The organism is Komagataeibacter medellinensis NBRC 3288 (genome assembly GCF_000182745.2).
GTDB lineage: Bacteria > Pseudomonadota > Alphaproteobacteria > Acetobacterales > Acetobacteraceae > Komagataeibacter > Komagataeibacter medellinensis.
In genome coordinates, this window is record NC_016027.1 from 3,107,586 (window position 1) to 3,121,224 (window position 13,639).

At 60.0% G+C, this 13,639-nt stretch carries 13 protein-coding genes; 7 read left to right on the top strand and 6 right to left on the bottom strand.

Annotated elements, in window-relative coordinates; genetic code table 11:
* The first annotated feature begins 13 nt into the window (after positions 1–13).
* From GLX_RS14395 to GLX_RS14420, 6 genes are all read left to right on the top strand, one after another.
* On the top strand, positions 14–1,315 hold the full coding sequence (locus GLX_RS14395; protein WP_148268686.1) for an outer membrane beta-barrel protein: 1,302 nt from the start codon (positions 14–16) through the stop codon (positions 1,313–1,315).
* Between the two features lie 97 nt (positions 1,316–1,412).
* Complete coding sequence (locus tag GLX_RS14400) at positions 1,413–1,967, top strand: polysaccharide biosynthesis/export family protein (RefSeq protein WP_041247473.1); 555 nt, start codon at positions 1,413–1,415, stop codon at positions 1,965–1,967.
* Positions 1,968–1,998: 31 nt separating this feature from the next.
* The gene (locus tag GLX_RS14405; RefSeq protein ID WP_041247474.1) at positions 1,999–3,150 is read left to right on the top strand and encodes an acyltransferase family protein; all 1,152 of its coding nucleotides are present in this window, start codon (positions 1,999–2,001) and stop codon (positions 3,148–3,150) included.
* Positions 3,151–3,391: 241 nt separating this feature from the next.
* Positions 3,392–4,468, top strand: a complete 1,077-nt coding sequence (gene rfbB, locus GLX_RS14410; RefSeq protein ID WP_014106689.1) for a dTDP-glucose 4,6-dehydratase — start codon at positions 3,392–3,394, stop codon at positions 4,466–4,468.
* Entirely contained in the window at positions 4,465–5,364 is a 900-nt protein-coding gene (rfbA, locus tag GLX_RS14415; RefSeq protein ID WP_014106690.1) for a glucose-1-phosphate thymidylyltransferase RfbA, read from the top strand. Before rfbB ends, rfbA begins: the two co-directional genes overlap by 4 nt.
* Positions 5,365–5,519: 155 nt before the next feature.
* Positions 5,520–6,290, top strand: a complete 771-nt coding sequence (locus GLX_RS14420) for a glucose 1-dehydrogenase (protein ID WP_041247475.1) — start codon at positions 5,520–5,522, stop codon at positions 6,288–6,290.
* An 83-nt stretch (positions 6,291–6,373) separates the two neighbouring features.
* Here the strand turns inward: GLX_RS14420 and GLX_RS14425 are convergent, their stop codons facing one another.
* A complete protein-coding gene (locus GLX_RS14425) occupies positions 6,374–7,351 on the bottom strand; it encodes a hypothetical protein (RefSeq protein WP_041247913.1) in 978 nt (325 codons plus the stop codon).
* Between the two features lie 335 nt (positions 7,352–7,686).
* Between GLX_RS14425 and GLX_RS14430 the strand changes: the two genes are divergently transcribed.
* A complete protein-coding gene (locus GLX_RS14430) occupies positions 7,687–8,238 on the top strand; it encodes a Dps family protein (protein WP_014106693.1) in 552 nt (183 codons plus the stop codon).
* Positions 8,239–8,353: 115 nt separating this feature from the next.
* Here the strand turns inward: GLX_RS14430 and GLX_RS14435 are convergent, their stop codons facing one another.
* The 5 genes from GLX_RS14435 to GLX_RS14455 all read right to left on the bottom strand — a co-directional run bounded on the left by GLX_RS14435 (position 8,354) and on the right by GLX_RS14455 (position 13,562).
* A complete protein-coding gene (locus tag GLX_RS14435; RefSeq protein WP_014106694.1) occupies positions 8,354–9,184 on the bottom strand; it encodes a phosphoenolpyruvate hydrolase family protein in 831 nt (276 codons plus the stop codon).
* On the bottom strand, positions 9,162–10,403 hold the full coding sequence (locus GLX_RS14440; RefSeq protein ID WP_014106695.1) for a Tm-1-like ATP-binding domain-containing protein: 1,242 nt from the start codon (positions 10,401–10,403) through the stop codon (positions 9,162–9,164). Before GLX_RS14440 ends, GLX_RS14435 begins: the two co-directional genes overlap by 23 nt.
* On the bottom strand, positions 10,400–11,575 hold the full coding sequence (locus GLX_RS14445) for an arabinose transporter (RefSeq protein WP_014106696.1): 1,176 nt from the start codon (positions 11,573–11,575) through the stop codon (positions 10,400–10,402). The genes GLX_RS14440 and GLX_RS14445 overlap by 4 nt, the downstream gene beginning before the upstream one ends.
* Positions 11,565–11,861: a putative quinol monooxygenase gene (locus GLX_RS14450; protein ID WP_041247476.1), complete on the bottom strand. Its 297-nt coding sequence runs from the start codon at positions 11,859–11,861 to the stop codon at positions 11,565–11,567. Before GLX_RS14450 ends, GLX_RS14445 begins: the two co-directional genes overlap by 11 nt.
* A gap of 75 nt (positions 11,862–11,936) precedes the next feature.
* Complete coding sequence (locus tag GLX_RS14455; RefSeq protein WP_014106698.1) at positions 11,937–13,562, bottom strand: aminotransferase-like domain-containing protein; 1,626 nt, start codon at positions 13,560–13,562, stop codon at positions 11,937–11,939.
* Between the last annotated feature and the right edge of the window lie 77 nt (positions 13,563–13,639).

Below are 13,639 nucleotides of genomic sequence, written 5' to 3' on the forward strand. Positions count from 1 at the left end.
ACCCGTCGGTGTAATGGTGCTGGGGATTGGGCTGCATGCGGGCAAGGCGCATGCACAGTTGATCCAGCAGCTTTTTCCTTCTGATGTGCCGGGGTATGCCACGGACATGACCGGCTCGGTTGTGACCCGCCAGATGATGGGCCAGCAGAGCGACGGCATCGGACTGGGCAGCTGGCTTTTGCGCCCGACGGCATCGGAAAACGTGGGCTACAACACCAACACGCTGGGTATTCCTGGTTCGGGTAGCCCGGCAGTGCAGACTTCGGCCAATGTCAGCGCCAATTCACGCTGGCGCCGGCATGCGCTGGGGGCTTCGGTGGGGATGGATGATCACCGCTATCCCACCCAGTCCATTGCCAGCTACACCAACTGGCATGGCAGCATTGGTGGATCGCTCAACCTGGGGCATGACACGCTCAGCGCTGCTTTTTCGCATTATCAGTATCACCTTTCCGCAACCAATCTGGGTGTGTACGGCGTGGTCTATCCCGTGCCCTACCAGGTCAATGACGGGCGCCTGACCTATACCAAGGTGTTCGGGCGCTTCAGCCTCATCCCCGCCTTCGATTATCAGGACTTTTCGTTCGGGACCGCACCGGGGCCGATTTCCATTGATTACGGCACCATCAGCCACAAGGTGGAAACGGGGTCGCTGACCTCGCGCTTCGCGTTCTCGCCGGGCAACTCGGCTGTTGTTGTGCTGCGCGGTTCCGCCGCCCAGTATGATGCGGCGGTCCAGGCATCGACCAACAACTATGCCGATGGGGCGGGGTTTGTCGGGGTGGATTTTCGCAGCGGGCAGGTCTGGCAGTATCGCCTGCTGGTGGGTGGTGAGACGCGCAGCTTCGCCAATGGCTACAGCCCGCCGGTCAGCACGCCTACGTTTGAGGTCAATGTATCGTGGATGCCGCGCAGGATCGATACGGTCAACCTGACGGCAGGCCGCCACCTGAGCGACCCCGAAACCCCCTTTGCCCGTAACCAGGTCATTACCGACGTGCGCCTGCAATGGGACCATGAACTGCGCCATAACGTATTCCTGCGCGCTTATGGCGAGTTCGGGGAGAGTGATACCCAGTCCGCAACACAGCTTGCCGATGCCACCACAACACTGACGGGCAGTCGGCTGCAAAAGCAGATCCATTTCGGCGGATCGGTCTTCTGGAACATTGATCGCCATATCCGTGCGTCCCTTACCTATAACTATGTCAATAACGCTACATCGGGCGGAAACGTGAATTATCTGAACATCCCCGGACGCCTTTCGACGTTTACAAGCAATACGGTACTATTGGGCTTTTCCTTCTCTGGCTAGGGAGAGGCCCGTCGAGCCAACAGAACGGGGAAAGTCGCATTACAATGATTTGGGAGTGGCCATGTTTGCAATGATACGGAGTACGTGTCGGCCTGGAATGATGCAGGCAGTCGCCGCTGCAACCCTGCTGGCACTGGGTTCATGTGCATCGGCGCGGGAACAGTCCTTCGCACCGGTTGATACGCGCGCCTACCATCTGGGGCCGGGTGATCAGGTGCGCGTCATTACCTATAACGACCCGCAGTTGAGCAATACCTTTACCGTCAGTGACAACGGCAACATCGACTTTCCATTACTGGGTGTGGTGTCAGCGGCAGGGGCTGCGCCACGCGATCTGGCGCAGCGCATTTCCTCCAGTCTGGAAAGCAAGGGTATCCTGTTTCAGCCCAGTGTTTCGGTGGAGGTGGCGCAGTACCGGCCCATCTATATCCTCGGTGAGGTCAATCATCCGGGGCAGTATCCTTACCAGCCGGGCATGACCATGCTCACGGCGGTTGCACTGGCGGGCGGGTTTACCTACCGCGCCATCACCGCACATGCGACCGATGTGCGCCATGAAAACCTGAACAATCCCGCGCATGAAGGCCGTATCACGCGTGAGACTGAACTGCTGCCCGGTGATGTCGTAACGATTGGCGAAAGATTTTTCTAAAACCTGAACCAATATGCAACAAGGGGATAACATGCCCAGGGCCCGTTCCATCCCCAGCCTGACCGGTGTGCGCGGTGTTGCGGCGCTATGGGTGTTCATGACCCATTTCTACGGTCTTGCTGCTGATATGCTGCACCAGCCGTGGCTGATGCACTCGCTGTTCCTGTTCAACGGTTTTCGCGGGGTTGACCTGTTTTTCGTGCTGTCGGGTTTTATCCTCATGCATGTGCATGAGGGGCAGTTCACGCAGTTACGCTGGCCTGTCATCCGCGATTTCTTTATTGTCCGGTTTTTTCGTGTCTATCCCTTAAATACTTTTGTTCTGCTTGCCCTGGTGCCTCTTGTACTGCTTGCGCCGGGTTATGTGGCCATGCAGCGCCATTACACCGATCCTGCCTTTGCCTACCGCGCGCATAACTTGTCCATTCCCGGTTTTGTCCAGACCCTGCTGCTTGTGCAGACCTGGACTGTGCTGAAACTGGGGGAGTGGAACATCGTATCATGGACCTTGAGCGCGGAAGTGCTGGGTTATATCGCGTTCCCGCTGCTTGCCATGGCGGCCATGCGCATTGCAAGCGTACGCCATGCCGTGATGCTGTGCGTGGCCAGTCTTGGCACGCTGGTGGTCATTCTGTTTGCCTGCCATCATGCCAATAACAACCCGACCGGCACGTTTGGCGCCATTCGCATGTTCTTCTGCTTTGCTGCGGGGATTGTACTGTATCGTGCCTACCACCTTGCCCCGCAGGATACGGAGCGCTACGGGGCGGCCATTACAATGGGGGCCGTTGCCTTCATTGTCCTGACACTGTTCTTTCCGGTGCTGCCGGTGTGTGATGTATTCGGTTTCACGGCCCTTGTGTTTGGCTTGGCTTACCAGCGTGGGGTCATCAATACGGTCCTGTCATCCGGGCCGGTCATGTGGCTGGGGCGGATATCGTTCTCGTTCTATCTGACGCATTACCTGATTATCGGCATCCTGTCCTGGGCCATGGGTGAATGGTTGCGTAACCTGGGTTTTATCGGCGGTATGGCAGCAACGATGGCAATATTTGCCCTGTGCCTGCTGACGGGTACGGTGTGCTACCATCTGGTTGAACGGCCATCGCAGCGTCTGGGTCGGCGTGTCATGCAGTGGCTTGAGGCGCGTGATGCCCATGCCAGCGCGCAACGGGCGGCATGAACGTTTTATTGAGGTACTCCTGCTACATCCCTCATACGTTACCGTTTTGAGCGACCAGGAGCACGATGCCCATATTTCTGACACACACAAGACATATTGCAGTTTTATAATAGTAAGGTGCTTTTATATTGCAGGTTTGCCTGTCGTTACTCGGCCCGGCCCTGATCGGCAACGGTCCCGCTCCCCTGTCATGCGCGGGTGGGGCAACGTGTAACGGCACCAGGGAGGAAGGAAGCAAGGAATGCGTATACTGATAACGGGCGGGTGCGGGTTCATCGGCTCGGCGGTCGTGCGGCACCTGATCAGCCAGACCGCGCATGAAGTCCTGAATGTGGATGCCCTGACCTATGCGGCCAGCAAGCAGTCTACGCAGATGGCAACCGATAGTAGCCGCTACCGGCTGGACGTTGCCGATATTACGGATGCCGACGCCATGGACCGCATCTTTACTGCCTTTGAGCCTGATGCCGTCATGCATCTGGCCGCGGAAAGCCATGTTGACCGCTCAATTGACGGGCCTGGTACTTTTATCAACACAAATGTTGTTGGCACCTATACCCTGCTTGAAGCCGCGCGGCGCTGGTGGTCAGGGCTGGATGCGGCGCGGCAGAAGGCCTTTCGCTTCCATCACATTTCCACCGATGAGGTGTTCGGGGCACTCCAGCCCGGCGATCCACCCTTTACCGAACAGACCCCCTATGACCCGCGCAGCCCTTATTCAGCCAGCAAGGCCTCATCCGATCATCTGGTGCGGGCATGGTACCATACTTACGGGCTACCCACGTTTGTCACCAATACCACAAACAATTATGGCCCCTGGCACTTCCCCGAAAAGCTGATCCCCCTTGTCACCATAAACGCCATCGAAGGTCAGGAACTGCCGGTCTATGGTGCCGGGCAGAACGTGCGGGACTGGTTGTTCGTGGAAGACCATGCCGAGGCACTGGTGCGCGCGGTGGAACGCGGCCAACCGGGCGAGACCTATGCCATAGGGGCGCGCCAGCCGCGTACCAATATGGAAGTGGTGCAGGCGATCTGTGGCATTCTTGATGAATTGCAGCCCGACCCGGCAGGCCCCCATGCGCGCCTGATCCGGCATGTAACGGACCGGCCGGGTCATGATTTCCGCTACGAGATCGATCCATCCCATGCCGAGCAGGCACTGGAGTGGCGCGCACGGCATGATTTTGAACACGGTATCCGCCGTACCGTGCAGTGGTACCTTGATAACCGGGACTGGTGGGAAGCCATCCGCGCCGCACGCTACAGTGGGCAGCGTTTGGGGCAGGCAGGAAAGACGATGGGAACAGCAGCATGAACGAAAACACACCCCGGAAGCCGACTAAGGGTATCCTGCTTGCAGGTGGGTCGGGCACGCGGTTGCATCCGATGACACTGGCGGTCAGCAAGCAGTTGCTACCGGTTTATGACAAGCCGATGATCTTCTACCCGCTTTCCACCCTCATGCTGGCGGGCATACGGGATATTATGATCATCTCCACCCCGGCTGACCTGCCGCAGTTCCGGCGCCTGTTGGGTGACGGGTCGGATATGGGCGTTACCTTCACTTACCGTGAACAACCATCGCCCGATGGCATTGCGCAAGCCTTCGTCATAGCCGATGACTGGCTGGATGATGCGCCCTGTGGGCTGGTGCTGGGCGATAACCTGATCTTCGCCGACCATCTGGGCAAGCAGATGCGCGCCGCCGCAACCCGCCCTGTGGGGGCTACGGTCTTTGCCTATCAGGTGCGTGATCCCGAGCGTTATGGCGTGGTCAGCTTTGGCGAGGATGGTCATGCGCACGATATTGTCGAAAAACCCACCGATCCTGAATCCAACTGGGCCGTAACGGGCCTGTATTTCTATGACAGCAAGGTGCGCGAATATGCGCGCAGCCTCAGGCCCTCGGCGCGGGGGGAACTGGAAATTACCGATCTGAACCGGATATACCTGCAAAAGGGTCATCTGCATGTGCAGCGCCTTGGGCGTGGCTGTGCGTGGCTTGATGCCGGCATGCCTGACAGCCTGATGGAGGCCGGGCAGTTCGTGAACACCATCCAGTCCCGGCAGGGGCTGCTGGTCGGTTCCCCGCACGAGGTCGCGTTCCGCATGGGCTTTATCGATGCCGCCCAACTGAAAGCCTATGCCCAGCGCATGATCAAGACCGAACTGGGGCGCATTCTGATGGAGATCGCCACGGGTGAATTCTGAACGCCTGTCCTGCTTCCTGTTTTTCAGAATGGCAGGGTTGCCCGCCGACAGCATCATAAAACGGTAATGTCGGGGTTGGATCAGTGTTGCCTGCTTATGGATGGGGCAGGGTTTTCCTGTTGAGTTCACAAGATTCGGATATCAAGGAGAGCATGATGGGACGTGTATCGGCAAAAGTAGCTCTGGTTACGGGGGCAGCACTGGGCATTGGCAAGGCAACGGCCCTGCTGCTTGCCCGTGAGGGCGCGAAAGTGGTCGTTGCTGACATGAAGGAGCAGGAAGGCCATGCCGTGGTGGCCGAAATCGAAGCAGCAGGCGGCGAAGCCCTGTTCGTGTCCCTCAACGTAACGGTGGAGGAAGACTGGAGCAAGGCCATGACCGCGATCAAGGCCCGCTTCGGGCGGCTGGACATTGCGGTCAACAATGCCGGTATTGCCTATACCGGTACGGTGGAGTCAACCAGCCTGGCGGATTGGCGGCGTGTGCAGGCGGTCAATCTTGATGGTGTGTTCCTGGGAACCCGTTACGCCGTGGAGGCTATGAAGCCGCAGGGCGGGGGATCGATCATCAACCTTTCATCCATTGAAGGGCTGGTGGGCGATCCGACCCTTGCCGCCTACAATGCCAGCAAGGGGGGTGTCCGGCTGTTCACCAAGTCCGCCGCCCTGCATTGCGCGCGTTCAGGTTACAGGATCCGGGTTAATTCCGTCCATCCCGGTTATATCTGGACCCCCATGGTCCAGGGCCTGACAGCCGATACGCCAGACCAGGAGGCCGCCCGGCAGAAGCTGATTGACCTGCACCCGCTTGGTCATTTGGGAGAGGCGGATGATATTGCCTATGGCATCCTGTTCCTTGCCTCGGATGAATCCAAGTTCATGACCGGCAGCGAACTGGTCATTGATGGTGGCTATACCGCGCAGTAACGCATTTGCGCGATAAAAGGCATGAAAGAACCCGACATGGCCCCTGGCTGTGCCGGGTTCCTGTCTTTTGGCCATTCTGTTCATCAGGGGCAGCGGCGGGGTATGTAGGAGACCACGCGGTCCAGCAGAATATCCATTTCGGGTCGAGCTATGGGGTCCATGCAGGTGGCAACATAAGCCCGGGCGCGCTGCTTGATCATGTTGGCCGAGCGCAGGTTGATGGCAAGCATATCACTTTCCTCAATCAGGTCCGCAACCGTCATGTGCCGCTCAAAGGCCGTACGTGAAAGTTCAAAGGCCAATCGCTCCACAATGGTCTTCATTTCCGCCTTCCCAAAAGTGGAGTGGCAGTTCTGCCATTGGGTATGGGCCTGTGCATAAAGCCGGATGAGGGGTAACCGGCCACTGCGGTGAAAATGCTGCTGGTGCCATCCTCGTGCCCATAGATGTTCGCGCTGGGCGGTCCTGTATTCGTGCAGGTCAGTATTGTCATCACGGATCAGGGCCTGCATGGCCTGCGCCGCCAGCCAGGCTGATGTAAAATCCGGGTGGGGCTCCTCGTTCCATAACGGTTCGGCCCCGGCGGAACCGGTGGCAAAACGGAAGTTACGCTGCCCGTCCACGCCATACAGGACGGATATGCCCGCTATAGCCTCCGTATCACGTCCCAGCACAAGGATATGCCCGCCGTCGCCTGCATGCATGTAGCGCTGGAGGGTGAACAGGTCGAACAGGGCCTCGTCCTGCGCTACGCGTTCGGTATGGGCTTTTACATAAGTCAGGAAAAGCGGGTTGCGTGTGCCAACAACCCCACGGGGGCAGAAATCAAAGCGCCACCAGCGCGACATCTTGACCAGGTGGAACGCCAGCGCGTTGCGCAGGTGTGTCAGTTCCGGTGAATGTATGCCCCCGTTGCACAGGGCCTGTACATCGCGAAAGCGCCCGGACAGCATGTTGATCTGCCGGGCAAAGGGGCGGTTGGGGTCAAGGTAGCGGAGGAACCGGGTGGGGGCGGAATGTGCAAGGTGCCAGTCGGCCGAGCATCCTGTTGTTTCACTCATGATGGACATGATCCCTGCATGAAAAAAAGAAGAGCGGCATCGCCATGCATGCTGGCGATGCCGCATGAGTTTTCACGGCCTGGTGCTGGGAAATCGACGGTTGGGAAACTGTCTAGGAATGCCGTGAGTGTTTTTTTTATATTGCAAACGAATATCAATTGCAACTACAAAAATACAAAGCCATCGCGTACCAACGCAGGGCAGCGATCACGCCCATGCAACTTGCGGGTGGAGGTGCGTTAAGCATGCATATGCCAGACGCAGGTCCTTACCGGCGGGATCATGGCAGTGTCCGTGTACCCGGTTTTCAGGTCAGTTACAGTATAGTGGAGATAATGATGGTAAACAGGAAGGCAGCGGAAAAAGAAGCGGGCCGGGCGCATGTCCAGACCTATCTGGGCACGCCTACAGACCTGAAGCACGAGGCCGTGCGGGAGATTGCGGCCGGCCTGAAAGTGGCGCTGGCAGATGTTTTCGCGCTGTATATCAAGACCAAGAATTTCCACTGGCACATGAGTGGCCGGCATTTCCGCGACTATCACCTGCTGCTGGACGAACAGGGCGAGCAGATCTTCGCCATGACCGACCCCATGGCCGAACGTGCGCGCAAGATCGGGGGCAATACACTGCATTCCGTGGGTGAAATTGCCCGCCTGACCGCAGTGGCCGATAACGATGCCGAATACGTAACACCCGAGAACATGCTGGCCGAACTGCGTGAGGATAATCTTGCCCTGACCGCCCGCCTGCGCGCGGTGCATGCGTTATGTGACGAAGGCAATGATGTGGCGACCGCCAGCCTGCTGGAGAACTGGATTGACGAGACCGAACGCCGGACGTGGTTCCTGTTTGAGGCGACCCGTCCGGCCTTTGGCCGCAATGACTGAAGAACTGAGAAAGAATAAAAGGTCTTGGATGCCGCCTTTTTTCAAAAAGGCGGATTTTTTTAAGCTTTTGAGAAAAGCTTCACCAAAAATTTTCTCTGTTCAGTAGTCCGTATGTTCAGCGTGTCATGGCCTTGAAATTGCGCGTCTGTTCGGTCAGGGCTACCTCGACCGGCAGACGTTCCATGCTGGAAGCACCATAAAAACCGTGGCAGTCCGGGCAGGCGGAGAGCACTTTCTGCGCATCCGCCGGCATGGCGATTGGGCCGCCATGGCACAGGGTGATGATGTCGGGGCGCACGCTGCGCGCGGCCTCGATAATCTGGTTGATGCGCGTAATCGCGTCTTCCAATGTGAACGCGGTTTCCGCACCGATGGCCCCACCCGTGGTCAGGCCCATATGCGCCACCAGCACATCGGCGCCAGCTTTGGCCATATCCACTGCTTCCGCCTCGTTGAATACGTAGGGCGTGGTCAGCAGGTCCTTGTGGCGCGCGCGGGCCACCACATCCACTTCCATGCTGTAGCTCATGCCGGTTTCTTCCAGGTTCTTGCGGAAAGTGCCGTCAATCAGTCCCACGGTCGGGAAGTTCTGGATGCCTGAAAAGCCCACACGCTTTACGTCATCAAGAAATACATCAAAATCCACGAACGGGTCGGTGCCGTTCACACCTGCCATGACCGGAATATGCGGCACCACAGGCAGGACCTCGCGCGCCATATCCATCACGATCTGGTTGGCGTTGCCATAGGCCAGCAACCCGGCCAGCGAGCCGCGCCCGGCCATACGGTAGCGACCGGAATTATAGATCACGATCAGGTCGATCCCGCCCGCTGCCTCGCACTTGGCGGAAAGGCCGGTACCGGCACCGCCGCCTATAATGGGTTTGCGTTCAGCGATCAGGGTGCGGAATTTTGCAAGGATGTCACTGCGGGGGATGCGGGGCATTTTCTGTATTCTCCTTAAACAGGCATGAAAATTCATGCGCCAGTGCGTCGGCGAAAGCCGGGTCGTTGATCGCATGGGGCAGGCGGATCAACTGGCGTTTGGGGGTCTGCTCCAGTGTTTCGACCAGGGCTGCGTAAAAGGCTTCATCCGCGGCCGGATCGTAGAAAGGCGCACCCGGCTGGTCGAGTATGGAAAATCCGCCTTCGGGGTAGAGAAAACGGACTTCGCCTTCGCACCGGTTCAACTGGTGGCCGATCATGTGACCCATGGCCTGGCATTCCGCCGCACTGGTGCGCATAAGGGTGATCTGGGGATTGTGCTCGACCAGAACACGCGCCCGGTAATGTTCGGGCACGGTGGCGCGTGCGCCAAAATTGACCATGTCCAGCCCGCCACAACTCCCCACATAGGGAAGCCGCGTGCGGATCGCCGCACCAAGACGGTCGTTGTCGCACGGGAATATACCGCCTGCCACCAGGTCGCAGAACTCGGTCAGGGTCGTGTCGATAAAGCCGTGTATTACACCTGCATCCGCCAGGCGCTCCATGGCCCGGCCACCGGTACCGGTGGCGTGGAACACAAGGCAGTCAAAGCGGTCGGACAGGCGCTGGACAATATGGTTTACGCACGGCGTCGTTACCCCGAACATGGTCAATCCAATGGCCGGGCGCGGGTCGGCCACGGGTTGGTAGGGCGTGCGCACCATGCCCGCCATGGCGTGGGCGGCATTGCACAGTACGATGCGTGATATGCGGTTCAGCCCCTCCATGTCGGTTATGGAATAAAGCATGGCAATATCCGTTCCCCCCACATAGGGCGCGGTATTGCCCGAAGCAACGGTGGACACGACCAGCTTGGGCAGTCCCAGCGGCAGCGCCTGCAACGCCGGGGCCACCAGCGCCGTGCCGCCTGATCCACCAATGGCAATCACGCCCCGCATGTCCGTGCGTGTAACCAGGTAGTGGCGCAGCGCTTCCGCCATGGCGGTAATGGAATGCCCCCTGTGGCCCGTGAATACGTGGCTTTCCCCCTGCGGGTGGCAGGCAGCCACCGTGCGGGCGCTGATATCGGCATGGCCTGCATGGCCTGCATGGCTGCGGGTGCTGACATCCACAATCCGCGCGGTAATGCCGCCATCAAGCAGGATCTGGCGGATATAGGTCAGTTCGGCCAGCTTCGTATCACATGTGCCCAAGACATATACGCAACCCGTGGTCATGGCGTGGTCCCCGTGCAGTGTGTGGTGAGCCGCGCAAGAATGATGGCCACACCACCGGTGGCGCACAGGCCGCCAAGCAGGAACACAATGTCATACCCGAAGCGGTCCGCCAGCAGTCCCGCCAGTGGGCCGGTCGCGCCATAGGCCAGGTCCTGAAAGGCGGCAAACCCGCCCAGTGCCGTACCACGCATGTGCGGTGGCACCAGACGTACCACTTCTACCCCGAGCGCGGGATAAACCATGGAACAGCCTGCCCCGGTCAGGACCGCACCTGCAAGCGCAGGCAGTGGGCCGGGGGCGCACCAGATCAGGTACTGCCCCGCCGCCTCGATCATGAGCGAGAACATTGCCACCTTCAGCCCGCCAATACGGTCGGGCAGGTGCCCGCAGATGATGCGCCCGGCCACGAACGCCACCCCGAAGCAGGTCAACCCCAGCCCGGCATAAGGCCAGTGTGCGTGGATGAAACGCAGCGGCAGGAACGCGCCCAGTGCCGCAAACCCCACGCCCTGCAAGGCAACCGCCATGCCCTGCCAGCGTATGGTGCCCAGTATGCGCCAGAACGGCGGCCTGCCCCCCGCATGCGTGGGGGTGGCCGGTACACCCTGCACCAGCGCCAGCCCCAGCAGTGGCAGCAGGGCCGATACCGCCATGAGGGCCGTGATACCACCATATTCATACAGCAGCAGGCCAACTGGACCACCGGCGGCAAAGGCGCCATACATGGCCCCGCCGGTCCACGCCAGAACACGGCCCGCGCGCTCATGCCCCATAAGCCCGATACCCCAGCCCAGCATGCCCACAATAGTCAGGCTTTCCCCCACGCCCAGCAACAGGCGGCCCACGATCAGGATACCGTAGCGGGCGGCAGGGGGCAGGGGCACCAGTCCGGCCATGAGACAAGTCATGCTGGCCATGACATACAGTGCAAGCCCCGCGCGCATGCATGGTCGGCCGCCTTTCATATCAGCATAGGCGCCGGCATGGTTGCGGCTGAGGATGGTGGAAAAGAACGCAATCCCTACCGCCAGCCCCGCCAGCCCGTTTCCATAGCCTGGCCAGTGCACGATCGCGACCGGCAGGGCCGCCAGTGGCAACGCCACCGCCATGTAGGACAGGAACAGTGCCGTGGCCAGACGGACCAGAAGTTGAGGGGCGGGATCAGATTTCATGGGTAATATGAACCCGCAGTGGTTCGGCCAGTGCGGTTTCAAATACTTTTGCCATGGCGCGGAAATGTGGTGTGGTTTCATGCGCTGCCAGCGCTTCGGGGCTGGCCCAGCGTTCGACAAACACGAATACGGCCCCATCACTGGTATCGCGATGGCACTGATAGGAAAGATTGGTTGTTTCCAGCCGCGACGCGGCAATGCAGTGGCGTATGGCCTCCAGCACCGCCCGTTCGTGGCCGGGGCGAAGGCGCAGGGTCGCTATGACCGTGATGGGTTGGTCCGTCATAAGAAAACCTGTCGGATGCTGTGATTGCGAAGGGATGATAGACAGGTGTGACACTTTTCTTCCATCGAGAAAGTGTCACGCGACACTTTTATCCTGCTCCGTGCATAACGCACGCAGGCGGCGCAGGGCTTCCGTCAGGTCAGGCAGCGCGGCAGGTCCAAGGCACAGGCGGATGCCAGCATGGCCAGTGAGGCGCTGGCTGGTCATGAACGGGGTGAGGGGTGTCACCTTTACGTCATGGTGGGCGGCGGATTCCTCCAGTGCCCTGGCCTGCCGGGGGGGCATGGGCATCCAGGCATGAAAGGCATCATAGCGCGGTGGGACAACATGGGGGCCAAGCTGGTGCATGACCAGTTCCCTGCGCCGCCGGGCTTCCGTACGCAGGGCGCGGCGCACGGAGGCTGCCGTGCCGTCCAACATCCACTGTGCCATCATGGCATAGGAAAGCGGTGCGATCATGAGCGATGAGTTGAACAGTGCCTCGCGTGCTGCCGCCATGAACGGGGACGGGGGGGCCAGCGTGCCGATCCGCAGGCCGGGACTGAGGGTTTTGGACAGGCTGCTGACATGAAAGGTCCGTTCCGGCGCAAGCGTTACCAGCGCGGGAAGCGTGTCATCTGCAACGCAGTGATAGACGTCATCCTCGATAATCAGGGCGTCATGGGCGCGGCATAGGCGTATCACGTCGTGCCGGCGGGCCAGGTCCATGGTGGCGGTGGTGGGGTTGTGCATGGTGGGTGTAACATACAGCACGCATTGCCCGCGGGGATGCTGGGACAGTGCGTGCTCAAGAGCCGTGGGTAGTAGGCCACAGGCATCCATTTCCAGCCCCTGCGGTCGCAGCTTGGCTTGGCTGAGCAGGGACAGCATGCCGGGATAGGTCAGTTCCTCGGTCAGGACAGTGGACGCCACCTGCCTGCTTGCCGCAAGGGCCACCCCCAGTGCCTGCTGCGCGCCGCTGGCCAGCAGCAGCCTGTCGGGCGCGATATCCACCCCCAGTTCCGCCAGCCAGTGGCTCATGATGCGGCGATGTTCGATGTGCCCCGCAATGGGGGGGTAGACATTGAACAGCGCGGGATCGACCGTGCGCGCCAGACGTGAGAGCGTGCGGGTCAGCGCGCGGTCACCGAACATGGGGGGCGGCATATTGGCTGACAGGTCGATCACACAACCCGTACCCCCGGCATGGAAGGCTACGAAGGTGCCCCGCCCGCGTATGCTGCGCACCAGCCCCCGGCGTTCCAGTATGCTATAGGCACGGGTCACGCTGCCCACCCCCATCTCCAGTTGCCATGCAAGGTCACGATGGGCGGGCAGGCGGTCGCCCGCGTTCAGCCGTGCATCCAGAATGTCACCGGCCAGCGCATCGGCCAGACGTTCGGCGACGGGTGTGTCGCCCGCAGGGAGATGAGGCTTCCATGGGGAGCGCAGGCGCATTGTACGAAAGCCTGTTCTGTTGTTGTATGAGCAGGCAAGCCATAGCAGTTCGGGGCGGAGCGTGGAACTGGCGGGCGGGTTGGAGCAGGCTCTGGTACCCGACACAAACGTGACCTGACCATGGGTATGTGGATGGGCAGGCAGGAGATGGGATGTGCGGGCTATGGGTATCCGTAAGTGACCCTGCTGGCCATGCAGGGGTGGGCGGTGCGGCGCGTTGCCACCATGGGTATTGCCAACAGGGAATCTGTAATTATCGCACATGTTGTATTTTTAGTTCCGGCCATATCCGATATTGGTGCCATGGTGGCCCGTCCGGGACCGGTGGCGCAGGGCAGGAA

Bases quoted from the DNA above. Each gene is read 5' to 3' on its own strand.
- GLX_RS14395 (WP_148268686.1), top strand. From the start codon at position 14: ATGGTGCTGGGGATTGGGCTGCATGCGGGCAAGGCGCATGCACAGTTG.
- GLX_RS14400 (WP_041247473.1), top strand. From the start codon at position 1,413: ATGATGCAGGCAGTCGCCGCTGCAACCCTGCTGGCACTGGGTTCATGT.
- GLX_RS14405 (WP_041247474.1), top strand. From the start codon at position 1,999: ATGCCCAGGGCCCGTTCCATCCCCAGCCTGACCGGTGTGCGCGGTGTT.
- rfbB (WP_014106689.1), top strand. From the start codon at position 3,392: ATGCGTATACTGATAACGGGCGGGTGCGGGTTCATCGGCTCGGCGGTC.
- rfbA (WP_014106690.1), top strand. From the start codon at position 4,465: ATGAACGAAAACACACCCCGGAAGCCGACTAAGGGTATCCTGCTTGCA.
- GLX_RS14420 (WP_041247475.1), top strand. From the start codon at position 5,520: ATGGGACGTGTATCGGCAAAAGTAGCTCTGGTTACGGGGGCAGCACTG.
- GLX_RS14425 (WP_041247913.1), bottom strand. From the start codon at position 7,351: ATGAGTGAAACAACAGGATGCTCGGCCGACTGGCACCTTGCACATTCC.
- GLX_RS14430 (WP_014106693.1), top strand. From the start codon at position 7,687: ATGATGGTAAACAGGAAGGCAGCGGAAAAAGAAGCGGGCCGGGCGCAT.
- GLX_RS14435 (WP_014106694.1), bottom strand. From the start codon at position 9,184: ATGCCCCGCATCCCCCGCAGTGACATCCTTGCAAAATTCCGCACCCTG.
- GLX_RS14440 (WP_014106695.1), bottom strand. From the start codon at position 10,403: ATGACCACGGGTTGCGTATATGTCTTGGGCACATGTGATACGAAGCTG.
- GLX_RS14445 (WP_014106696.1), bottom strand. From the start codon at position 11,575: ATGAAATCTGATCCCGCCCCTCAACTTCTGGTCCGTCTGGCCACGGCA.
- GLX_RS14450 (WP_041247476.1), bottom strand. From the start codon at position 11,861: ATGACGGACCAACCCATCACGGTCATAGCGACCCTGCGCCTTCGCCCC.
- GLX_RS14455 (WP_014106698.1), bottom strand. From the start codon at position 13,562: ATGTGCGATAATTACAGATTCCCTGTTGGCAATACCCATGGTGGCAAC.